This window comes from Nocardia transvalensis NBRC 15921, assembly GCF_000308875.1.
Taxonomy (GTDB): Bacteria; Actinomycetota; Actinomycetes; order Mycobacteriales; family Mycobacteriaceae; genus Nocardia; species Nocardia transvalensis.
Map to the genome: position 1 here is coordinate 1 of NZ_BAGL01000028.1, position 21,521 is coordinate 21,521.

The 21,521-nt window shown below is 69.4% G+C and carries 21 protein-coding genes; 13 read left to right on the forward strand and 8 right to left on the reverse strand.

What is annotated here, in order from left to right:
- The coding region (locus ON41_RS09210) for an alpha/beta hydrolase family protein (protein ID WP_040746932.1) at positions 1–347 on the forward strand (347 nt) is incomplete at its 5' end.
- On the opposite strand, the gene ON41_RS09215 is transcribed toward ON41_RS09210, so the two are convergent.
- A complete protein-coding gene (locus ON41_RS09215; RefSeq protein ID WP_085995645.1) occupies positions 344–1,300 on the reverse strand; it encodes a helix-turn-helix transcriptional regulator in 957 nt (318 codons plus the stop codon). The two genes, ON41_RS09210 and ON41_RS09215, sit on opposite strands and share 4 nt — an antisense overlap.
- Before the next feature lie 94 nt (positions 1,301–1,394).
- Between ON41_RS09215 and ON41_RS09220 the strand changes: the two genes are divergently transcribed.
- Complete coding sequence (locus ON41_RS09220) at positions 1,395–2,018, forward strand: TIGR03086 family metal-binding protein (protein ID WP_051161153.1); 624 nt, start codon at positions 1,395–1,397, stop codon at positions 2,016–2,018.
- A gap of 60 nt (positions 2,019–2,078) precedes the next feature.
- On the opposite strand, the gene ON41_RS09225 is transcribed toward ON41_RS09220, so the two are convergent.
- Positions 2,079–2,750, reverse strand: coding sequence for a VC0807 family protein (locus tag ON41_RS09225; RefSeq protein WP_051161154.1), 672 nt, complete (start codon positions 2,748–2,750; stop codon positions 2,079–2,081).
- Between the two features lie 112 nt (positions 2,751–2,862).
- The gene (locus ON41_RS09230; RefSeq protein ID WP_040746933.1) at positions 2,863–3,513 is read right to left on the reverse strand and encodes a TetR/AcrR family transcriptional regulator; all 651 of its coding nucleotides are present in this window, start codon (positions 3,511–3,513) and stop codon (positions 2,863–2,865) included.
- A gap of 93 nt (positions 3,514–3,606) precedes the next feature.
- Here ON41_RS09230 and ON41_RS09235 point away from each other — a divergent pair, with 93 nt between their 5' ends.
- The 7 genes from ON41_RS09235 (at position 3,607) to ON41_RS09265 (ending at position 11,624) form a co-directional block, all read left to right on the forward strand.
- Positions 3,607–4,353 (forward strand): hypothetical protein, encoded by a 747-nt coding sequence (locus ON41_RS09235; RefSeq protein WP_040746934.1) that lies wholly within the window; start codon positions 3,607–3,609, stop codon positions 4,351–4,353.
- A complete protein-coding gene (locus ON41_RS09240) occupies positions 4,350–5,087 on the forward strand; it encodes a hypothetical protein (RefSeq protein WP_040746935.1) in 738 nt (245 codons plus the stop codon). The genes ON41_RS09235 and ON41_RS09240 overlap by 4 nt, the downstream gene beginning before the upstream one ends.
- Positions 5,084–5,683, forward strand: a complete 600-nt coding sequence (locus tag ON41_RS09245) for a cytochrome c oxidase subunit 3 (protein ID WP_040746936.1) — start codon at positions 5,084–5,086, stop codon at positions 5,681–5,683. Before ON41_RS09240 ends, ON41_RS09245 begins: the two co-directional genes overlap by 4 nt.
- Before the next feature lie 6 nt (positions 5,684–5,689).
- Positions 5,690–5,995, forward strand: a complete 306-nt coding sequence (locus ON41_RS09250) for a cytochrome C oxidase subunit IV family protein (protein WP_040746937.1) — start codon at positions 5,690–5,692, stop codon at positions 5,993–5,995.
- 420 nt (positions 5,996–6,415) lie between these two features.
- Positions 6,416–8,560 (forward strand): choline BCCT transporter BetT, encoded by a 2,145-nt coding sequence (betT, locus tag ON41_RS09255; RefSeq protein WP_083905238.1) that lies wholly within the window; start codon positions 6,416–6,418, stop codon positions 8,558–8,560.
- The gene (locus ON41_RS09260; protein WP_040746938.1) at positions 8,557–10,071 is read left to right on the forward strand and encodes an aldehyde dehydrogenase family protein; all 1,515 of its coding nucleotides are present in this window, start codon (positions 8,557–8,559) and stop codon (positions 10,069–10,071) included. Before betT ends, ON41_RS09260 begins: the two co-directional genes overlap by 4 nt.
- 2 nt (positions 10,072–10,073) lie before the next feature.
- Positions 10,074–11,624, forward strand: a complete 1,551-nt coding sequence (locus ON41_RS09265) for a GMC family oxidoreductase (RefSeq protein ID WP_040746939.1) — start codon at positions 10,074–10,076, stop codon at positions 11,622–11,624.
- 11 nt (positions 11,625–11,635) lie between these two features.
- Here ON41_RS09265 and ON41_RS09270 read toward each other — a convergent pair whose 3' ends face one another.
- Complete coding sequence (locus ON41_RS09270; protein WP_040746940.1) at positions 11,636–12,409, reverse strand: SDR family oxidoreductase; 774 nt, start codon at positions 12,407–12,409, stop codon at positions 11,636–11,638.
- Between the two features lie 180 nt (positions 12,410–12,589).
- On the opposite strand from ON41_RS09270, the gene ON41_RS09275 reads away from it, so the two are divergent.
- The gene (locus tag ON41_RS09275) at positions 12,590–13,477 is read left to right on the forward strand and encodes a helix-turn-helix transcriptional regulator (protein WP_040746941.1); all 888 of its coding nucleotides are present in this window, start codon (positions 12,590–12,592) and stop codon (positions 13,475–13,477) included.
- A 56-nt stretch (positions 13,478–13,533) separates the two neighbouring features.
- Here ON41_RS09275 and ON41_RS09280 read toward each other — a convergent pair whose 3' ends face one another.
- Positions 13,534–14,211, reverse strand: coding sequence for a DUF8020 domain-containing protein (locus ON41_RS09280; RefSeq protein ID WP_040746942.1), 678 nt, complete (start codon positions 14,209–14,211; stop codon positions 13,534–13,536).
- Between the two features lie 312 nt (positions 14,212–14,523).
- Between ON41_RS09280 and ON41_RS09285 the strand changes: the two genes are divergently transcribed.
- Positions 14,524–15,738, forward strand: coding sequence for an FAD-dependent monooxygenase (locus tag ON41_RS09285; protein ID WP_040746943.1), 1,215 nt, complete (start codon positions 14,524–14,526; stop codon positions 15,736–15,738).
- On the opposite strand, the gene ON41_RS09290 is transcribed toward ON41_RS09285, so the two are convergent.
- The 3 genes from ON41_RS09290 to ON41_RS09300 form a co-directional block, all read right to left on the reverse strand.
- The gene (locus ON41_RS09290) at positions 15,739–16,557 is read right to left on the reverse strand and encodes a SigB/SigF/SigG family RNA polymerase sigma factor (protein ID WP_040746944.1); all 819 of its coding nucleotides are present in this window, start codon (positions 16,555–16,557) and stop codon (positions 15,739–15,741) included.
- Between the two features lie 159 nt (positions 16,558–16,716).
- Positions 16,717–17,469, reverse strand: a complete 753-nt coding sequence (locus ON41_RS09295) for an SDR family oxidoreductase (protein WP_040746945.1) — start codon at positions 17,467–17,469, stop codon at positions 16,717–16,719.
- Between the two features lie 95 nt (positions 17,470–17,564).
- Positions 17,565–18,497, reverse strand: a complete 933-nt coding sequence (locus tag ON41_RS09300; RefSeq protein ID WP_085995647.1) for a LysR family transcriptional regulator — start codon at positions 18,495–18,497, stop codon at positions 17,565–17,567.
- Positions 18,498–18,870: 373 nt separating this feature from the next.
- On the opposite strand from ON41_RS09300, the gene ON41_RS09305 reads away from it, so the two are divergent.
- Both ON41_RS09305 and ON41_RS09310 read left to right on the forward strand, forming a co-directional pair.
- On the forward strand, positions 18,871–19,560 hold the full coding sequence (locus ON41_RS09305; RefSeq protein ID WP_051161157.1) for a TetR/AcrR family transcriptional regulator: 690 nt from the start codon (positions 18,871–18,873) through the stop codon (positions 19,558–19,560).
- Between the two features lie 241 nt (positions 19,561–19,801).
- Complete coding sequence (locus ON41_RS09310; protein WP_246829484.1) at positions 19,802–21,520, forward strand: SulP family inorganic anion transporter; 1,719 nt, start codon at positions 19,802–19,804, stop codon at positions 21,518–21,520.
- Position 21,521: the final 1 nt, after the last annotated feature.

A 21,521-nucleotide genomic window follows, 5' to 3' on the forward strand; every position in this document is an offset into this window, starting at 1 on the left:
TGCCCCCGTTCACCCGCCCGTACAACGCCAACGGCTGGTACCGCTACGTCGGCGATCCCGACAACCCGGCCGAGGAGGCCGATATGCTGACGCGCTCACCGCTCGGCATGGCCGACCGGATCCGCACGCCGCTGCTGGTGGCCCAGGGCGCCAACGACGTTCGCGTGCCTCAGGCCCAGTCCGACGACATCGTCGCCTCGCTGCGCGACCGCGGCATCCCCGTGGAATACCTGGTCGCCGAGGACGAGGGCCACGGTTTCGACAACCCCGCGAACCAGATCCGGCTGTACCGGGCGATCGAGGAGCATTTCGCCACACATCTCGGCGGGCGGCGCGGCGGGTCCTAGCGGCCGACGGCCTCGGTGTACCGGCGGGCCAGTGTGCGGATGTGGTCGACGAGTTCGGGCGGGCTGTCGACGCGGAAGTCCATCATGAGCATGCTCAGGTAGACGGCGATGGTCTCCAAAGCGTCCGCGCCCGTGAACAAGTGGCACGAGTGTTCGTCCACGGGCTCGACGACACCGACCGCCGGGTTGATCCGGGCGATGACCACCTCGGCCGGCGCGAGCACGGTGATGCGGGCGTGCACTTTCCAACCCGCCGTGGCGATTTCGCGCAGGACGAAGGCGACCAGATCGTCCTCGGGCAGCGGGCGTGCGGCGAAGTAGTGGCCGGTCGGCTCGACCTCCCGCAGGGCGGCGACGGGAAGCGCACGCCAGGAATGGTTTTCGAGGTCGTAGGCGACCAGGTACCAGCGCCGCTGCCAGTTGACGAGCCGATACGGCTCGGTGCGCCCGCCGTCGACGAGCAGGACCCGGGTGCCGCGCACGCCGGCCGCGAGCGTCGTCAGGGTCCCGGCCGGTACCGGTGCGTCCGGCTCGCGCGACCCGGTTGTCGCCGGGCCGATCTCGGTGCTGCTGCGGAGCGCGGTCACCTTGTGCTGCAACCGTTTCGGCAGAATGCGCTCCAATTTGGCCAGCGCCCGCGCGACGTTCTCGTCGATATCGGCGATACCGGTGGACCCGTCCTCGGCCAGTCCGATCGCGACGGCGACGGCGACCGCCTCGTCGTCGTCGAGCAGCAGCGGCGGCATCGTCTTTCCCTGGCCCAGCCGATAGCCGCCGATCGCGCCGCGCTCGGCATGCACCGGATAGCCGAGTTCGCGCAGGCGGGCGATGTCCTGGCGCAGCGTGCGATCGGTGACGCCGAGCCGCTCGGCCAGTTCGCGACCGGTGTGCGTGCGGTCCTGCAACAGGGAGAGCAGGCGGAGCGTTCTCGTTGTGGTGGAGGTCGCAATCAACTCGTTCCGGTCGCCTCGAAAATTAGGAAGAAAACCAGCCTAATGGACCCATAGTCTGAGTTCAACGCACCGAGAACCACCGAAAGGCACGACAATGAACACCTCCTCGCAGACCGCCGCCGACCCCGCCGCCACCCTCGCTCCTGTGTGGCGCGACGTCCTCGCCGCCTCGCATCGGGCGCTGGCCGAGGCGGTCGCCGGAATCGGCGCAGACCAGTGGCAGCTGCCGACCCCGTGCTCGGACTGGACCGTGACGCAGGTGGTCCAGCACGCCGCCGGCGACCAGCGCGCGTACGCGAAGTTCCTCGGCGTCGGCACCGGTCCCGACTACGACCCGTTCGCCCCGTCCGGCGCCCTCGACGGCAGCGCCGCCGACCTGATCGCCACGGCCCTCGAGGAGACCGCCACCGCCTGGTCCACGGTCGCCGACGACACCGAGTCCGTCCCCACCCCGCTCCCGCACGGCGCCCTGCCCACCCCGGTCGCCGCCGTCATGTGCGCCCTCGACGCCGCCGTCCACGCCTGGGACATCGCGATCGCGACCGGGCAGCCGTCGCCCCTCGACGACGAGATCGCGACCCATCTCCTCACCGCCGCAACGGGTTTGGTCGAACCTCTCCGCCAGTGGGGCGCCTACGCCGCGATCGTCGACGCGGAGCCGGCCGACACCGCCGTCGACCGCCTCCTCCGCTACCTGGGTCGCACCCCGCGGGCCTGACGACGGGTTGCCGTGCGGCGACGGGAATGCGGGGCACGTATGGCCCGCGCCGCACCGGATCTATTGCGCCGCTACCGAAGTGGGCTCTGCGGGGGCCTCGGTCCGTACGCTTCGAGCGCGGGCGCGGCGGACCACCACCATGGTGACGGCGATCAGGATGCCGAAGGTGATCGCCATCATGACGTTGGACAGCCAGACCATGGTGGGGATGGGCAGGCGGTAGACGAGCACCACCCGGAGCGCGGCCTCCAGGCACAGGCCGCCGCCCCAGATGATGCTCAGGGCGCCGAGGACGCGCCGCATCCCCGGAGTGGTGCGGTACCGCTCGCGGAAGGCGGCGGCGCCGTCCTCGGACATGCCGCGCTGGGCGCTCACGTAGATCAGCGGTTTCCCGGCCAGCGCGCTGAGCAGGAAGGCCGCGCCGATCAGCGCGGTGGTGAAGGAGTCCTTGGCGACCACGAAACGGGCGTCGCCGGAGGCGAAGGTCAGCGCGAGGCCGAGCGCGAAGCTCGCCAGGATCACCGCGGCGAACGGATCCAGCCGCCGCTTGCGCACGATCTCGGCGATCACGAACGCGCCCGACAGCACGGTCCCGGCCCCCAGGGCGACCAGATCGCTCGCCCCCGCCGCGTGCAGCCCGTAATAGGCCGCCATCGGCAGCCCCACATCGCGAAGCAGTTGGCGGGCAAGGGCTTTGCGGTCCATCCCGGGCGAGGGTGCGACGGTGCTCATGTGCGGCTCCTGAACTGACGGATTCGGTCTCCGCATCGACAGTATGGTCACCGCAGGCAAGGCGCCCAGACCGTTCGTCATCGGCCGGCCATGACGAATGTCATGCGACCGATCACCGCGGCCGGTCCACGGCCTCGAGGATGATGTCGATCTCGGTGGCGAGGGGCTCGGTGGGGGAGGCCGGGACGAAGCCCGCGGCGGACCAGGAGCGGATGCCGTCGGCGACGAGTGTCTGGGCCAGGCGGGCCAGGTGGGTGATGTCGGCGTCGGCGCGGAGTTTGCCGTCGCGCTGGGCCTGGCGGAAGGGGGTGAGGAACAGGTAGGCGAGGTCGGCCTCGGTGGCGCCGTCCGCCAGTGCGCGGCGTTCGATCCGGTAGGTCTCCAGGACGGTTTCGAAGACGAGTTCCGGGGGATAGCGGCGCGTCCGCTGCACCAGGGTGTCGATGACCGCGGCGAGGACGTCGCGGAGTTCGTAGGGGCCGGTGGTCACGGCCTCGGCGGCGGCGTGCGCGTCGCGCATGGTGAAGACCTCGGCCTCGAGCAGTACCTCCTCGCGGCGTGAGAAGTACACGTAGAACAACGCTTTCGACACGCCGGCCGCCTTGCAGATATCGGTCACGGTCGTCTCGGCGAAGCCCTTGGTGCGCCACAGCGCCATCGCCGCCCGCACGATCGAGTCCCGGCTGGCTCGTGAGCGGGCGCGCACCGGCACGGCTCTTTTCTGACTACCGTCATCTCCTATTTCCGCCGAAACTGCCTTCATGTCTGCGACTCTACCGCAGCGACTTTATTGACTACCGTCAGTTTTAATGCGACTCTTCCGGTGGTGCGCGCATCCGAGGCGAGAGGAAACGGCATGCAGGTACTCACCGAAGACGACGAGGAGCGCGCGGCGGATACGAATCTCCGCGCGCAGCAGGCGATTCTGTGGTCGACCCCGGTGGTCGGCCTGGCGCTGCTGGCGCTGTTCGTGACGTTCCCGGGCTTCGTCCCGCCGATGTCACCGACCATGACCGCGGCCGAGGTGGCCCGGTTCTACGCGGACAACACCCCGCTGATGCGGTTCAGCCAGGTCGGGTTCAACCTGTGCGGCGTCATGATCGTGCCGTTCTTCGTGCTGATCCTGGGGCAGATGCTGCGGATGCGGGGGCAGAGCCGGATCTTCGCGTTCTCGTACCTCACCGCGATCGTGGCCGGGGTGACGCTGTTCGCGCTGTCGAACATCTTCTTCGCCGTGGCCGCGTTCCGCCCCGACCGCGATCCGGAGCTCACGCAGACGCTCAACGACATGGCCTGGATCATCTTCATCGCGCCGATCGGGATGGTGGTGGCGCAGTTCGTCCTGCTGGCCCTGGCGGTGTACTACGACGATCCGGTGCGCCCGGTATTTCCGAAGTGGGTCGCGCCGTACTCGCTGCTGACGGCCGTGGCCATGGTCCCGTCGGCCGGTGCGTCGGTATTCCGGGACGGACCGCTGGCGTGGGACGGATTCCTTTCCTTCTGGCTGCGCAACGGCGCGTTCGCGCTGTTCGTGGGCGTGATGTTCGTCGTGGTGCGCGCCGCGATGCGACGCCAGGCCCGCGAGGAAACGGCCGCGTCGTGACCGCGGCCCCCACCGGGAAGGCCCGCCCGGATGTCTGGATCACCTACTGGGCCTTCGCCGTGTTCTACGGCCTGCTGTCGATCGGGGTGGTGTTCCTGGGCCGGGCGACGCCCCCGCCCCGCCCCGACGTGACCGATATGCAGGTCGCGCAGTGGTTCGACAAGCATCACTGGGGCATCCAGTTCGGATTCGCCGCATTGCTGATCCTCGCGGGCGGCGCGGCGATCTCCAACGGCATCGTCGGCTACTTCATGAAACGCATGTCCTCGGGGCCGCTGCTGGCCTATGCCTATATCGCCGCGATGGGCGTCGGCGCGATTCCGGGATTCCATCTGCTGCTGGTCTGCTGGCTCACCGCGACCTTCCGCCCCGATCGCGACCCCGGGATCCTGCACATGCTCTACGACCTGGGCATGCTGTCCTACAACGGATCCCTGGGGTGTTTCACCGCCGCCTACGCCGTGCTGGCGATCGCGATCCTCTACGACCGCAACCAGATCTTTCCCAAGTGGTTCGCCTACATCTCGGTGTGGCAGATCGTCACCGAGGTGCTGGCGACGCAGATGTGGGTGTTCCACTCCGGCGCGTTCGCCTGGAACGGGCTGATCACCTTCTATATCGCCATCGTCGTGTTCGGGCTGTGGGTGGGGTGCCTGCTGCTGATCATGCGGACCGCGGCCCGCGCGGAGACCTCCGCGACACCGCCCCTCTACAGCGCGGAGGCCACCCGATGACCGTGTCCGAACGGGATCCGGCTCCCACGCAGGCTGCCCGGCCCACGCATATGCCCGGCGACATCCACATGTGGGTGATGGTCCTGGGCGATCTGTTCTTCTTCGGCAGCTACTTCGTCGCCTACATGGTCTTCCGCGCCGCGTCACCCGAGCGGTTCGCCGCCGCGCAGCGGCACCTGAGCATGGGCATCGGCGTCACCAATACCCTTGTCCTGCTGACGAGTTCGATGTTCGTCGCGCTGGCCGTCATCTCGGTGCGGCAGCGAGAACTGCCCGCGGCGCGCCGGCTCGTCCTGGCCGCCGGCGCGTGCGGCGTCCTCTTCGCCGCGCTGAAGACGTACGAATGGCGCCACGCGATCGTCGGCGGCCACACCGTCGCCGAGGAATTCTTCAGCTTCTACTTCGTGCTGACCGGCATCCATCTGGCGCATCTGCTGCTGGGGCTGTTGATTCTGGGCATCGTCTTCCTCCGGCTGCGCGACCCGGCGGCCCCGGTCTCGAAACAGATCGGCATCGCCGAGCAGGGCGCGTTGTACTGGCACATGATCGACCTGCTGTGGATCGTCATCTTCGCCGTTCTCTATCTCATGAGGTGACTTCGGATGTCCCAAATACCCACGCCCGCAACACGATTCGCGCGTGACAAGCGTGTCGTTATCTACGTGTGGGCCGCCCTCGCCGCCATCACCCTGCTGGCCTGGCAGCTCACGCCCGGGCACACCCAGGCCGCCGCCTCGCTGAGCAAGGAACTCGTCGCGGCCATCGTGGTCCTCGGCGCGATCAAATCCCGCCTGATCATCCGGTACTTCATGGAGGTGCGCCATGCCCCGCGCTGGCTGCGGACCGCCACCGACGCGTGGCTCGTGGTGCTCTGGGCGGCACTGCTGGGCGTCTACCTCTGGCCGTGACCGCCCGCGTCCCCTGAGTCGTCGATCCGCCGGAGGGATACCTACGCGGCGCGGCGGGGTGTCCAGTTGCCGGAGGAGCGCCTCCTGTGAGGCGCGTAGCTTCACGATTCGGGCAGCGGTATTTCGCTGATGTTCTCCGGCGCGGCGCGTGGATTCCCGCGCCATGCCCTGGGATACGCGATCGGCATCGACTCTGTATCGCGCCGACGCGGCGAAGGCCTTCGCGCGGTCCAGCGACTCGCGGGCCCGTTCGGCGTACCCGATATCCACGACATCCATTTCTCCATGGTCCTCGCCTTCGGCGTTCGAGCGACAGGGTCGGCATGCTGTCCCAGCCACGCACGGCCGAGGCGGGGACACGACCCGCGTTGACCGTCGCCTCGGACGGAGAGCGGTGGGATGCGACTAGCGTGCGTCCTCATGAGCGGGGCCGGTAATCCTCGGGACCATGGCGACACCCACTCGGAACCTGTCGGCGCGGACACCGCGGGTCGGGTATCCGTCAACAAGCCGGTGTTCTGCGCGGCCGCCGGGATCGTCCTCGCCTTCGCCCTCTGGGCGCTCGCCTCGCCGGACGGGGCCGAGAACGTCGTCGGCGAGGTCAAGACCTTCATCTCCACCTGGTTCGGCTGGTGGTACTTCGTGCTCGGGACGTTCATCGTCGGGCTCGTCGTATTCCTCGGCGCCAGCCGGTACGGCCGCTACCGTCTGGGTCCGGAGGAGTCCCGCCCCGAATACAGCCTGTTCACCTGGACCGCCATGCTGTTCGCCGCCGGGATCGGCATCGACCTGATGTTCTTCTCGGTGGCGGAGCCCGCCTACAACTACGTGAAACCGCCGCGCGGCCCGGCCGAGACCGACGACGCGGCCCGGGAGGCCGTGACCTGGACGATCTTCCACTACGGCATCACCGGCTGGGCGATGTACGCGCTCATGGGCGGCGCGCTCGCCTACTTCGCGTTCCGGCGCGGCCTGCCGCTCACCATCCGCGCGGCGCTCTCCCCGATCGTCGGCAAGCGGGTGAACGGGCGGTGGGGCGACGCGATCGACGTCGCGGCGGTGCTCGGCACCATCTTCGGCATCGCTACCTCGCTCGGCATCGGCGTGGTGCAGCTCAACTACGGCCTGCACGAGATGTTCGGCGTCCCGCTGGGCAAGGCCGCCCAGATCGGGCTCATCGCGCTGTCGATCGCCATCACCACCGTCTCGGCGACGACGGGCGTGGACAAGGGCATCCGCCGGTTGTCGGAGCTCAACGTCATCATGGCGATCGCGCTGCTGGTCTACATCCTGGTCGCGGGCCGGACGGACTTCCTGCTCAACGGGATCGCGCAGAACGCCGGCGACTACCTCTCTACCTTCCTCGACCGCACGCTCGACACCTTCGCCTGGGACCGCAATCCGGAGACGGCCAACCGGCCGACCACCTGGCTCGACTCCTGGACGCTGTTCTTCTGGGCGTGGTGGGTGGCCTGGGCGCCGTTCGTCGGCCTGTTCCTCGCGCGCATCTCCCGCGGACGCACCCTGCGGCAGTTCATCTTCGGCGTGCTCGTGGTGCCGTTCAGTTTCATCGTGCTGTGGATCTCGATCTTCGGCAACAGCGCGCTGGACGTCGCCCGGACCGACAAGGGGTTCGCCGAGACGACGGCCGAGCGGGCCGAGGTCGGCTTCTACTCGTTGCTCGAGAAGTATCCCGGCGCACCGCTGCTGCTCGGCATCGCCACCTTCACCGGGCTGCTGTTCTACGTGACCAGCGCGGATTCGGGATCGCTCGTGATGGGCAACTTCACCTCCCGGTTGCCCGACCCGATGGCCGACTGCGCGACCAGCACGCGCATCTTCTGGTCCGCGGCGATCGGCGTGCTCACGCTGTCGATGCTGTTCGCCGGCGCGGGCGGATCCATCACGACGTTGCAGAACGCCACCATCATCATGGGACTGCCGTTCTCGTTCATCCTGTGCCTCATCGGGTTCGCGCTGCTGCGTTCCCTGCACAACGAGTCCTACAAACTCGACAGCTACCGCACGACGCTGCCGAAGGCGATCGCGGTTGGGCGCGGCCCGGCCGGGCAGGGCGGTTGGCGGCGCAGACTGCTCGCCACCACGCAGTACCCCGGTCCGGCGGCGACGCGGAGGTTCGTCACGAACACCGTGATCCCGGCGCTGCGCGAGGTCGCCGACGAATTCACCCGGACGGGATACACCGCGACCGTGGACGAATCCGGGCGCAGCGAGGGCATGCCGTCGCCGACCCTCGTCGTCGACCAGGCGAGCGAGCCGCGCTTCGAATACTGCGTGTGGCCGGTCTCGGCGCCGACGCCGACCTACGCCGTACTCGCGCAGCGCTCCGCCGATCGCTATTTCCGCTGCGAGGTGTACCTCGCCGAGGGCTCGCAGGGCTACTCGCTCAACGGTTACAGCCGCGAGCAGATCATCGGCGACGTCCTCGACCAGTACGAGCGCCACCTCGCCTACCTGCACCTGCGGCGCTCGGCGCACGACCACTACGAGCCGGAATCGGATGCCGAAGTCACCGACAGCGACCCCGAAGGGACACCCGCATGAGTAGGAGTGACACGCTCTACATCGACGGCGCCTGGCGCCCCGCCGAATCCGGCGAGACTCGCGAGATCCGTTGTCCCGCGGACAATTCCGTCGTCGGCATCGTCGCCGAGGCGAGCGCCGCCGACACCGGGGCGGCCATCGCCGCCGCCCGCCGCGCCTTCGACGGCGGACCCTGGCGGCAGACCTCCGCTGCGGAGCGCGGCGACCTGCTGCTGCGGGTCGCGGGCGCGATCGACGCCCGCCGCGACGAATTCGTCCGCGCCGAAACCCTCGACACCGGCAAGCGCCCGTACGAGTCGGATATCGACATGTCCGATATCGCGAACTGCTTCCGCTACTTCGGCAAGCTGGCCGCCGAGGACGCCGGGCGCGTCGTCGACGCCGGTTCTCCCGACGTCGACTCGCGAATCGTGTACGAGCCGGTCGGCGTCTGCGGGCTCATCACGCCGTGGAACTACCCGCTGTTGCAGGCGGCGTGGAAGGTGGCGCCGGCGCTGGCCGCGGGCAACACCTTCGTCCTCAAACCGGCGGAGCTGACGCCGCATACGGCGATCCTGCTGCTGTCGGTGCTGCACGATCTCGGCGTGCCGCCGGGCGTGGCGAACCTCGTCCTCGGTGCGGGCGCGACCGCCGGTGCGCCGTTGTCGGCGCATCCGGATGTCGATCTCGTTTCGTTCACCGGCGGCCTGGTCACCGGCAGGGTCATCGCCCGCGAGGCGGCGGCGACGGTGAAGAAGGTGGCCCTCGAACTCGGCGGGAAGAATCCGAATGTCGTCTTCGCCGACGCCTGCGATACTCCCGAGCGGCTGGCCGCCGCCGTCGACAACGCCTTGAACGCGGCGTTCCTGCACTCCGGCCAGGTGTGTTCGGCCGGGGCGCGGCTCGTCGTCGAGGCGTCGGCACACGATCGTTTCGTCGACGAGCTGGTGCGCCGGGCCGAGGGGATCCGGCTCGGGCTGCCCTTCGCCGAGGGCACCGAGACCGGGCCGCTCATCTCCGCCGCGCACCGGGACAAGGTGCACGCCTACGTCGAGCGGGCCCGCGCCGACGGGGCCGTCATCCGCACCGGCGGCGCGTTCGCGACCGGCGACCACGGCTCGGGCAGCCTCGACGACGGCTACTTCTATCTGCCGACCGTCATCGACCACGCCACCCGCGATATGGCGTGCGTGCACGACGAGGCGTTCGGGCCGACCGTCACCGTCGAGACGTTCACCACCGAGGACGAGGCGGTGACCATCGCCAACGACACCGAGTACGGGCTGGCCGGCGCGGTGTGGTCGTCCGATGCCGCGCGCGCCCGCCGTATCGCCGCGCGGCTGCGGCACGGCACGGTGTGGGTCAACGACTTCGGCCCCTACCTGCCGCAGGCCGAGTGGGGCGGCTACGGCCACTCCGGCGTCGGCCGCGAACTGGGTCCGTCGGGTCTGCACGAATACCGCGAGGCCAAACACGTCTACGAGAATCTCCGGCCGGGCGTCACCGGCTGGTTCGCCGAGCGAGGGGAGTGACAGTGACCGAGTACGACTACGTGATCGTCGGCGGCGGATCCGCGGGCGCGGCCGTCGCCTCCCGGCTGTCGGAGGATCCGTCGGTGACCGTCTGCCTGCTTGAGGCCGGGCCGACCGATGTCGGCGACGAGGCCGTCCTGCGGCTGGACCGCTGGATGGAGCTGCTCGAGTCGGGCTACGACTGGGACTACCCGATCGAGCCGCAGGAGAACGGCAATTCGTTCATGCGCCATGCCCGCGCGAAGGTGCTCGGCGGCTGCTCGTCGCACAACAGCTGCATCGCGTTCTGGGCGCCGCGCGAGGATCTCGATTCCTGGGAGCGTGACCACGGCTGTGCCGGATGGGGTTCGGATTCGATGTACCGGCTGTATCCGCGGATCGAGACCAACGACGGCCCCGGCGACCACCACGGCCACAACGGCCCCGTCCACATCATGACGGTGCCGCCGGAGGATCCGTGCGGGGTCGCCGTGCTCGACGCCTGCGAGGCCGTCGGGATTCCGCGCGTCGAATTCAACTCGGGGAGCACGGTTGTCAACGGCGCCAACTTCTTCCAGATCAATCGCCGCGCCGACGGCACGCGCGCGTCCTCGTCGGTGAGTTACCTGCATCCGCATCTGGACCGGCCCAACCTCACCCTCCGGACAGGATCGTGGGCCAAGCGGATCGTCGTGGAAGGCGGGCGAGCGGTCGGGGTCGACATCACCGACAACGCGTTCGGACGCGCCACCCGGATCTCGGCGGGACGCGAGGTCATCGTCTCCGCCGGCGCGATCGACTCGCCGAAGTTGCTCATGCTGTCGGGCATCGGACCGGCGGATCACCTGCGCGAGAACGGAATCGACGTGCTGGCCGACTCGCCGGGCGTCGGCGCTCACCTCCAGGACCACCCCGAGGGTGTCATCGGATTCGAGACGACGCGGCGAATGGTACGTAGCTCGACCCAGTGGTGGGAGATCGGAATCTTCACCCCGACCGTCGACGGGCTCGACCGGCCGGACCTGATGATGCACTACGGCAGCGTGCCGTTCGATATGCACACCCTGCGCCAGGGGTATCCGACGGCCTCCGAAACCTTCTGTCTCACACCGAATGTCACCCACGCCCGCTCGCGCGGCACCGTCCGGCTGCGCTCCCGCGACTTCCGCGACAAGCCGCGCGTCGACCCGCGCTACTTCACCGATCCCGAGGGCCACGACCTGCGCGTGATGATCGCCGGTCTCCGCAAGGCCCGCGAGATCGCCGCTGCCGCACCGCTTTCCGACTGGATCGCCCGCGAACTGTACCCCGGCCCGGACACGCGCTCCGACGCCGAACTGGCCGACTACATCCGCCGCACCCACAACACCGTCTACCACCCGGTGGGCACTGTCCGGATGGGCGCCGCCGACGATCCGATGAGCCCCCTCGATCCGGAACTGCGGGTCAAGGGCATCGACGGCCTGCGCGTCGCCGACGCCTCGATCTTCCCCGAGCACACCACGGTGAACCCGAACATCACCGTGATGCTCGTCGGCGAACGCTGCGCGGAACTCGTGACCGAGGCCCGGTAGCGCCGGGCCGGCTACGACGGCTGCCGGGTCGGCATGATCGTGATCTGCTGCAGGTTCACGTGTGCGGGCCGGGACGCCAGGAAGTCGACGGCCTCGGCGACATCCTCCGGGTCGAGCCAGGTCATCTCCTGTTTCGAACCCTCGAGCCAGTCCTGGGCGCCGGCGTCGGTGACGTGGCTCTGCAACTCCGTGCCGACGATGCCCGGCTCGATGGCGGAGACGCGGACGTCCTTGGCGCCGAGTTCCGCGCGCAGGGTGCGCGACAGGTGCGTCACGTAGGCCTTGGTGCCCGAGTACACCGCGAAATTCGGGAACAGGTTCTGCGCGGCGATCGAGGACGTGTTGACCAGGTCGGCCACGCCCTTGTCCGCGGCCGCGGCGATCAGCTGCGGCACGAACGCGCCGATGGCGTTCATCAGGCCCGTCACGTTCAGATCGATCTGCCGCTGCCACTGCTCGACGGGCAGTTCCTCGACGGGCGCGGGCAGCATGACACCCGCGTTGTTGAACAGCAGATCGACGGTGCCGAGTTCGGTGGCCACCCGCTCGGCCGCGGTGCGCAGGGCCTGCGCGTCGGTGACATCGACGGTCAGGGCCAGCGCCGTCCCGCCCGCCTGTTCGATCTCCTCGACCAGGAGTTCGAGCCGCTCGGCCCGGCGCGCGACGAGGGCCACCGCCGCACCGGACGCGGCCAGCCGCTTGGCGGTCGCGGCGCCGATGCCGCTGGAGGCGCCGGTCACCACGGCGACGCGGCCGGCGAGGGAGGTGGTGTTGTGCGTGGTCATGGGTGTGATCTCTCCTGTGTGTCGTCCGCGGCGGTAAGTGCCGCGTATCCGATACAACAGCGGGATCGGGGCCCTCGAACGGCCTGAATGCGTCCTGCTCGACCTAGGTCCGGCGAACCTGGGTCCAGCAGACCGACCTTCGCCGCGATGCGAGGCGGCCGCGGGCGTCAAACTGGATCCATGGAGCACAATGCCGAGCTGAAGGAGTTCTTGCGCACCCGCCGCGCGCGCCTGAACGTCGATGACCTGCGGATCGGTGGAACCGGCGGCGTACGCCGGGTGCCGGGGCTGCGCCGCGAAGAGGTTGCTCAGCTCGCCGGGGTCAGCGTGGACTATTACAGCCGCCTCGAACAGGGACGCACGCTGAACGTCTCCGACGAGGTCCTCGATGCCGTGGCTCGTGCCCTGCGCCTGGACGAGGTCGAGCGTTCCTATCTGTTCCAGATCGCGCGGGCGAATCCGCGGCGTGCCCGGCGGCGCGCTCCGGCGCGCGTGCAGCGGGTCCGCCCCGGGGTGCGCCGCATTCTCGAGACGCTCGACGACGTGACGCCCGCCTTCGTCTTCGGCCGTCGCATGGACATCCTCGCCGCCAACCGTCTGGCCCGGGCGCTGATCACCGACTTCGAGGCGCTCCCGCCCCGGGACCGGAACCTGGTGCGCTACACCTTCCTCGACGAGTCCGCCCGCGAGCTGTACCTCGATTGGGAGGAGGTCGCCCGGGACAATGTCGGGGTGCTGCGCCTGGACGCCGGTCGTCATCCAGACGACCCGCTGCTGGCCGAACTCGTCGGCGAACTCGCCGTCAAGAGCCCGGAGTTCCGGCGCTGGTGGGCCGACCACAACGTCCGCGAACGCAGTCACGGCAGCAAGCGCTACCACCACCCTCTCGTCGGCGATCTCACCATCGACTACGAAAGCGTCTCGCTACCAGGCGATCCCGATCAGACGCTGTGCATCTACACCGCGGAGGCGGGCTCGGCGTCGGAGAACGCCCTGCGGCTGCTCGCCGCGTGGACCGGGCCGGAGACCACGCCCGCGCGGGCCGACGCCGAACACACCCGGAAATGACCACCGCCACCTCTCCGGCGCGGCAGCCGTCGGAGAGGTGGCGGTGGATTCCGGAATCAGTTGGCGGGCGCGGGGGTGTTGAGCCGCTGGAAGAACCCGACCACGCTCGCGATCCCGACCGGGACGCCGACGAGGAGCGAGCCGCCCGCCGCGCCGATCGCGACACCGACACTCGCGCCGGCGATACAGCCGCCGGGCGCGCCCGCGAAGAAGATCGGGGCGGTGAGCGCCCCCACGGTGATAGCGCCGAGAATGCATCCACCGACCAGGCCGACGAGGCCGCCGAGCAGCGTGCCGACACCCGTCGCGAGACCGAACTGGGTGCCCGCGGCGGACAGCGCGGAGTCGAAATCGGCCTGGGCGTCGACGAATTGCAGCGGCATATCCACCGGATGCGCGTCGGCGGCGTCGGTGCTCGGCGTGAGCGTCGCGGTGTTTCCGTCGATCGTGGCCGCGACGGGATACTCGAGGCCGTCCATCCGATACGCCAGCGGTAGTCCGCCGATCACCGTGCCGGCGGGATCCAGCACCACGAACTGGTTGTCGCGCGCCGCGAGGGAGCCGCCATCGGTGGTGAGGACGATCGACTTCCCGACAACGTCGGCGTTCCAATGGATAACGGGCGCGGAGCCGCCCTGCTCGGTGGCGGCCGGCGCGGCGCTCACCGTTCCGGCGGATGCGGCCAGACCCGCGACGAGCAGAACGGACGTGGCGGCGAATTTCCGAATCTTCATGTGACTCCGTACTTTCTCCCGTACCTGCGCTACCGGTGCCGGTGCGCACAGCCCGAAAACGGGCCTTCTGGGAGGGTCGGGCCGTGCTGTTACCTGGGTGACGCGTTTGTGTGAACAGCCCGAAAACTAGGCATTCTCCAGCAAATCCGGCGCCGGCCGGTTCACCCGGGTGTACTCGGCGGTCGTATCGCGCACCGGCACCGATGAATTCCGTGAGCGTCCGCCGTCGATACCTCTGAACACACCGGCAGCGGTGGGTCGAGGAAGATCGGACGATCCGGAAGAGATCCGGGTGAGCGAGAGGCGCGGGCAGTGAGCGGTATCAGGGTTTTGGTAGCGGGGGCGAGCGTCGCGGGGCCCGCGCTGGCCCACTGGCTGCACCGATGGGGAGCCGAGGTGACCGTGGTGGAGCGGGCCCCCGAACTGCGTCCCGGCGGGCAGGCGGTGGACGCGCGCGGGGTGGCCAAGGAGGTCATCGCGCGCATGGGCCTGGACGCGGCGGTGCGCGCGGCGTGCACCGATACCGCCGGCGCGTACACCGTGGACGCGGACGGGAAGGTGCTGGAGACCTTCCGCGCCGAGGACGACGGTGGCGACGGGTTCATCGCGGATATCGAGATCCTGCGCGGAGATCTCGCGCGAGTCCTGTACGACGACACCCGCGCCGACGTCGAGTACCTCTTCGGCGACCGCATCGCCGAACTCACCCAGGACGCGGACGGCGTCGACGTGGTCTTCGCGGGCGGCGACCGGCGGCGCTTCGACCTCGTGATCGGGGCCGACGGGCTGCATTCGGCGCTGCGCGCGATGGTCTTCGGGCCGCACGAGCGGTTCCTCCACCACCTCGGCCAGGTGCTGGCCTTCTACAGCGTGCCCAACGAGTTCGGGCTGGACCGCTGGCTGTTCGAGCACCAAGATCACGAGTCCGGGCGCTCGGTCCTGCTGCGACCCATCCAGGACGCGACCCGGGCGATGGCCATGTTCTACTTCGCCTCGGCCGATTTCGACGTCGACTACCGCGACATCGAGGCCCAGAAAGTCCTGCTGCGCGAGCGGATCACGGGCCTGGGCTGGTCGACCCCGGACATCCTCGCGCACCTGGACGACACCCCGGACTTCTACCTCGACCAGGTCGCCCAGGTGGTGATGGACAGCTGGTCGGACGGACGGGTCGGGCTGCTCGGGGACGCGGCGTTCAGTTCGTCGCCGATGTCCGGACAGGGCACCGGGCTGGCCCTGGTCGGCGCCTACGTGCTGGCCGGCGAACTGGCCGCCGCCGGTTGGGACCCCGCCATCGGTTTCGCCCGCTACGAGACGCGGATGCGCCCGTACGTCGAGGCCAACCAAGAAATCGGTCGCCTGAACGCCCGCACCCGTGCCGTCCCCGGCACGGACCCCGAGCCGATGCCCGATTTCGCGAGCGAATGGTTCGCGGAACTGCTCGGCCGCGCGATCAACGGCGTCGACCTGCCCGACTACACCGGGATGCCCGACTCCGGCAAAACCCCGGTGGCGGTGGCCGAGTAGTCAGGCGGCTTGCGGGGCGTCGGCGAGGACCTGTTCGCGCAGGGTGTCGAGGGTGCGTTTGATGATGCGGTGGATCTGCATCTGGGAGACGCCGAACTCCTTGCCGATGTCGGCTTGGCTGCGGCCGGCGAAGAATCGTTCGATGAGGATGGTGCGCTCGCGGTCGGGGAGCGCAGCGAGGAGGGGCCGTATCGAGATCGCGTCCTCCAGCAGTGCGTAACACGGTTCCACCTCGCCGAGGGAGTCGGCGAGCGGGGTGCGCTGCTCGCCGGATTCGGCGGGCGAATCGAGTGATTCGGTGCGGAAGCTGTCGGCGGCGACCAGCGCCTGGGTGATGTCCTCGCGGTCGACGTCGAGCGCGTCGGCCAGATCCCGCGCGGTGGGCATCCGGCCGAGCCGCTGGGCGAGGTCGGGGGTGACGGCGGTGATGCGCAACCGCAGGTCCTTGAGTGCGCGCGGGACGCGCAGGGCCCAGCCCTGGTCGCGGAAGTGGCGGCGGACCTCGCCCATCACGGTGGGCACGGCGAAGCCCACGAAGGTCGCGCCGTGGCGATGGTCGAACCGGTTGACCGCGCCGACCAGGCCCATCCGGGCGACCTGCAGCAGATCGTCGTAATCCATGCCGCGGCCGGAGAATCGGCGCGCGATGTGTTCGGCCAGCGGCAGGCCGCGCATGATGATGTCCTCGCGCAGCTGCCGGTATCGCGGGTCGGCCGTATCCAGTTCGGCGAGTTCGGCGAACAGGGGCTCGAGGCCGTCGTAGGAGTCGTGGCCGCGGCGGGAACGCTGTGCCGTCGAGGGTGGGGTGCCGGTGGTCATGGCCGAACCTTCGCTCCCTGTGAGATCGGATGTCGGTCGCATGCGTGTCACTTACCCGGTCCCGGGAGCGGCAAAAGGCGCCCACTGTCCGAAAAGCGAACGGTACGAGCCGATCAGCGAAACTCCGGACGGCGGCGCCACACCCTCGACTCGGCCGGGTCAGCGGGTTGTGTAGCCGCCGTTGGCGAAGATGGTCTGGCCGGTGATCCAACCACCGTCGGTGACCAGGAATTCCACCAGGGGAGCGATGTCCTCGATCCGCGTCAGGCGGCCGCCCATGGCCTGGGACTTGTGGAACTCGACTCGCTCCGGGGTCTCCTGCGGGTAGAAGAACGGGGTGTCCATCGGGCCGGGCGCGACATTGTTGACCGAGATGCCGCGTGCGGCGAACTCTTTCGCCGCCGCCCGGGTGAAGTGCTCGACCGGCGCCTTGGCGCCGGCGTAGGTGGAGTAGCCGTCGGTGAACGCCGCCAGCAGCGCGGTCACCACGGTGACGATCCTGCCGCCGTCGTTCAGCCGCTTACCGGCCTCCTGCAGGAAGAAGTAGGCGGCTTTGGAATTGATGTCGAACATCGAATCGTATTCGGCCTCTGAGGTTTCCACGATCGGCTTGCGCAGCACCTTGCCCACGGTGTTGATCGCGATATCGACCGAGCCGAACGCCTCGACCGCGGCGTCGAACAGCTGCCGAACGTTCGCCGGAACGGTCAGGTCGGCCTGGAATGTGGTGGCCTTGCCGCCCGCGGCCTCGATGGCGGCCACGGTCTTGTCGGCGTCGGCCTCGGTGCTCGCGCTGTTGTAGTGCACCAGCACGTTCGCGCCCCGCTCGGCCAGCGAGGTGCTGATCAGGCCACCGAGGTTCTTCGCACCTGCGGCCACGACCGCCGACTTGCCCGCCAACACGTTGTTCATATGAGAGTCCCTCTCGTCGGATCGGAGATCTTCCGAGTCCGACGCTAGGAGTGGTACTCACAAATGTGAAACAGAACTTTATGGGGTTTCCACCATTATTGGTTGTTTGCCGAGGGTGTGCGCGGATTGTCGCCCGTGGTGAGCAGGTCTCGGATGGTCGATCTGGTGTGGGGGAGCCATACCGCCTGCACCGGCGCCAGTGGCGGGTCCTCGATATCGATGACCGTCACCGCCCCGCCGAGTGCGGCGCCGGGTGGCGCGGTGACGAAGGCGACCGCGTCGGGGTAGTCGAGGACGGCGGTGGCCGGTGTCGTGCCCTGAATCCGATTCACCACCAGGGCCGGTTCGAAACCCGCACGGCGGCAGGTGCTCAGGATGAAGTCGGTGTAGAACGACGTTCCCGGCGGGGCCCAGACGACGAACCGCTCGTCGCGCAATTCGCGGAGGGCGACGGTGCGGTGGCCGGCGAGGCGATGGCCGTGCGCCACGGCGACACGCAGCGGGTGGTAGGCGATCACCGCCGCGGCCAGTGTGGCCGGAACGGTGGTTCCGCGCCGCAGGGCCAGGTCGACGGTGCCGCACACGACGGCCGATTCGAGGTCGGACGGGAATATCTGTACGGCCGTGACCGAGACGTCGGGCATCCCGCGGCGCACGGGTTCGAGCAGGCCGTGCACTTCCTCGGCCGTGACGGCCGGGGTGTGGGCGACGACGAACGGACGCCGTTGCGCGGCAGCGGCATCGCGCACCTGGCGGGCGAGCGTCTGCCCCGCCGCCAGCAGCACCGACGCCCCGTCTCGCAGGGCTTCCCCCGCCGGGGTGAGGCGCACCTGCCGCCCGGTGCGGTCGAACAGGCTGACACCCAGCTGCGCCTCCAGTTTGGCCACCGAGCTACTGAGCGCCTGCTGGCTCAGGTGCAACCGCTCGGCGGCCCGGCTGAACCCGGAATGCTCCGCCACACAGAGAAATTGCTGCAGCCGCCGCGAATCCAGCGGCTCCTCGGCGGGCGAGAGGGGCGAATGGAACATGCGCGGCATGCTACCCACAACCGAACCTTGTAGGTAGCTAGTTATTTACTGTTTCCGAAGTGCGGACGGGGAGATTACCGTCGATATCCGGCGTGGGCGGCAGTGTGCCGCGACACCACCGTCCACGCCACCCGAAGGCACGCCGCGAATCGGCGAACGCGCCTTCCGCGCCGAACGCCTGCGCGGCCTGTGGGGATCGTAGGAGGCGTGCCGGGTGTCCTCGGCGAACGGAATCGACGGGTCGGCTTCCCGAGCCTGAGGCATGTACCGGAGGGCGTCGGTGATGATGGTGTGCAGCCCGGTCACATCTACCATGTAACTGCTGCGATGAGCTGTTCGTCGTCGGAGCGTTGGAGGACACGGGAGGTGGGGGTTGCCGGTAGAACCTGTGCCGCAGCGGCGGCGGCCGTCGCAGGAGCGGGCGAAGGCGACTCGTGCGCACATTCTCGACACTGCCGCGCGGGTGTTCGCGCAGCGTGGTGTGCTGAATACCTCGACCAACCGGATCGCCGCCGAGGCGGGAGTCAGTATCGGCACGGTGTACCGGTATTTCGAGGACCGCTCGGTCATGGTCGACGAGCTACTCGAGCGGCTGCTCGGCAACGCGGAGGCTCGTTTCACCGAACGGGTTTACGGTGTCGCCGACAAACCGGTCATCGAGACGCTCACCGGCATTCTGGGCGCCATCACCGACGAACTCGCCGAGAACGCGGCACTCGTGCGGGAGCTGGTGGCCGCGGTCCACTACCACGACACCATCATTCCCGCGTTCGAACCGCGCCTGCGGATACTGGTCAAGGTCCTGATCATCCAGACCCTCGGCCCCGGCGACGACCGTCACTACGAGCTGATGGCGTTCGTCATCGTCAACACCAGTTTCGCCGCGGTCATGCGCGCCGCGCTCGCCGAGACCGAGCAGCAGCGCCACGAGATCATCGCCATGACGGCCCGGCTGATCGCGCCCCTGCTCGAATCCGAAATCGCCGCGGCGCGCCCGGGACCGACCGCGGTGCTCACACCCCGGGGCCGCCGTCGCGGCGTGACCCGCAGGTCGCCGCGGTGACCGGCCCGCTTTCGCCCCCGAAGCGGAACTGCCCCTGACATTCGTCAGCGTGTGCCGACCCAGGACGGCGCTCACCTCGAGCGGGTGATGAGTTTCCGCGCCGAGTGCGACAGGGTCGGTGCACGGAAGGAGCCGGATATGCCAACCTCCCCGGACAACCATCCGATGCGGCAAGGCCCGGCGGCGGGCGCCATCCGGCCTGCTACTCGGCGCTCGCGGACCTGATCTCGGCGGCCCGACTGTGACGCCCGACCGTCGGCACCCGCGTCCGAGCGGCTCCGGGCCGCCTGTGCTGCGCCTGGCCCGGCGGCTGCGGCCGAGGGAGCGTCCGCGCCGGTCGGACGTGATCGCGGGCCTGCCCGGCGCGGTCGGCAGCGTGCCCGACGGCATGGCCGCGGGGGTGCTGGCCGGGGTCAGCCCGGTGCACGGGCTGTACGCGAGCATGGCCGGGCCGCTGTTCGGCGGGTTCACCACCAGCACCCGGCTGATGCTGGTGACCACGACCAATGCCTCGGCGCTGGCGACCGGATCGGCGCTGACGGCGGTCTCCCCGGACGATCGGGCCGCGGCGGTGACGCTGCTGACGCTGCTCGCGGGCGCGGTGATGATCGTCGCCGCGGTGTTGCGGCTGGGCCGGTACACCCGGTTCGTCTCGCATTCGGTGATGACCGGATTCCTGCTCGGGATCGCGGCGAACATCGTATTCGGGCAGTTGGGTGATTTCGCCGGCGCCGAGCAGCACGGTGCGACGGCGGTGCTGAAGGCCGTGCGCGTGCTGACCCGTCCGGGGGACATCGATATGCCGTCGCTGGTGGTGGGCGCGGTCGCGGTGGCGTTGATGGTGGGCCTGGAACGCACCCGGCTGCGGTTGTTCGCCTCGGTCGCCGCGCTGGTGGCGCCGACCGTTCTCGTGGCGGCGCTGGGCTGGGATTCGGTGGCCAGGGTGTCCGATGTCGGCGAGATTCCGGCCGGAATCCCCGTGCCGGGTTTGCCGGATCCGACGGTGCTGTCGCCGTCGCTGGTCACCGGTGCCTTGGCGGTGGCGGTGATCGTGCTGGTACAGGGCGCGGGCGTGGCCGAGTCGGTGCCGAATCCGGACGGCACGCGGTCGGCGGCGAACCGCGACTTCGCCGCCCAGGGCATCGGCAATATCGGCTCGGCGCTGTTCCGGGGCATGCCGGTGGGCGGGGCGATGGGGGAGACCGCCCTGAACAAGGCCGCCGGGGCCCGGACCCGGTGGGCGGCACTCTGTTCGGGGCTGTGGATGCTCGCGATCCTGGCCGCGTTCGCGGGGCTGGTGGGGAAGGTGCCGATGCCGACGCTGGCCGCGGTGCTGATCGTGGCCGCCGTCGGCTCGGTCGATCGGGATCGGATCACCGCGATCTGGAGCAGCGGCATGATCTCGCGGATCGCGCTGGTGGTGACGTTTCTGGCGACATTGCTGCTGCCCGTGACCGTCGCGGTGGGCGCGGGTGTGGTGCTGTCCCTGCTGATGCAGCTCAATCGCGAGGCGGTCGATCTGAAGGTGGTGCGGCTGCGGGTCGACGGCGACCGCCTGGTGGAGGACGAGGCGCCGAAACGGTTGTCCGACAACGAGATCGTCATCCTCGACGTGTACGGCAGCCTGTTCTACGCGGGCGCGCGCACGCTGCAGGCGCGGCTGCCGGATCCGGGGACGGCACGGTCGCCGGTGGTGATCCTGCGGCTGCGCGGGCGGACCACGTTGAACGCCACCTTCTTCGCGGTCGTCGGCGACTACGCGCGACCCGTCGAGCAGGCCGGCGGGCGACTGTATCTCAGCGGCGTGGACCGGCGGATCTACGAGTCGTGGACCGATCGGCTCCTGGCCGGGCACGGGGTCCGGCTGGAGTTCTTCCCCGCGACCCCGACCCTCGGCGAATCCACGCTGGCCGCTTACGCCCAGGCCAGGGTCCGGTTGTCGGGCCCCGCGGAGGCGTGAT

Bases quoted from the DNA above. Each gene is read 5' to 3' on its own strand.
- ON41_RS09220 (WP_051161153.1), top strand. From the start codon at position 1,395: ATGAACACCTCCTCGCAGACCGCCGCCGACCCCGCCGCCACCCTCGCT.
- ON41_RS09225 (WP_051161154.1), bottom strand. From the start codon at position 2,750: ATGAGCACCGTCGCACCCTCGCCCGGGATGGACCGCAAAGCCCTTGCC.
- ON41_RS09230 (WP_040746933.1), bottom strand. From the start codon at position 3,513: ATGAAGGCAGTTTCGGCGGAAATAGGAGATGACGGTAGTCAGAAAAGA.
- ON41_RS09235 (WP_040746934.1), top strand. From the start codon at position 3,607: ATGCAGGTACTCACCGAAGACGACGAGGAGCGCGCGGCGGATACGAAT.
- ON41_RS09245 (WP_040746936.1), top strand. From the start codon at position 5,084: ATGACCGTGTCCGAACGGGATCCGGCTCCCACGCAGGCTGCCCGGCCC.
- ON41_RS09250 (WP_040746937.1), top strand. From the start codon at position 5,690: ATGTCCCAAATACCCACGCCCGCAACACGATTCGCGCGTGACAAGCGT.
- betT (WP_083905238.1), top strand. From the start codon at position 6,416: ATGAGCGGGGCCGGTAATCCTCGGGACCATGGCGACACCCACTCGGAA.
- ON41_RS09260 (WP_040746938.1), top strand. From the start codon at position 8,557: ATGAGTAGGAGTGACACGCTCTACATCGACGGCGCCTGGCGCCCCGCC.
- ON41_RS09270 (WP_040746940.1), bottom strand. From the start codon at position 12,409: ATGACCACGCACAACACCACCTCCCTCGCCGGCCGCGTCGCCGTGGTG.
- ON41_RS09275 (WP_040746941.1), top strand. From the start codon at position 12,590: ATGGAGCACAATGCCGAGCTGAAGGAGTTCTTGCGCACCCGCCGCGCG.
- ON41_RS09280 (WP_040746942.1), bottom strand. From the start codon at position 14,211: ATGAAGATTCGGAAATTCGCCGCCACGTCCGTTCTGCTCGTCGCGGGT.
- ON41_RS09290 (WP_040746944.1), bottom strand. From the start codon at position 16,557: ATGACCACCGGCACCCCACCCTCGACGGCACAGCGTTCCCGCCGCGGC.
- ON41_RS09295 (WP_040746945.1), bottom strand. From the start codon at position 17,469: ATGAACAACGTGTTGGCGGGCAAGTCGGCGGTCGTGGCCGCAGGTGCG.
- ON41_RS09300 (WP_085995647.1), bottom strand. From the start codon at position 18,497: ATGTTCCATTCGCCCCTCTCGCCCGCCGAGGAGCCGCTGGATTCGCGG.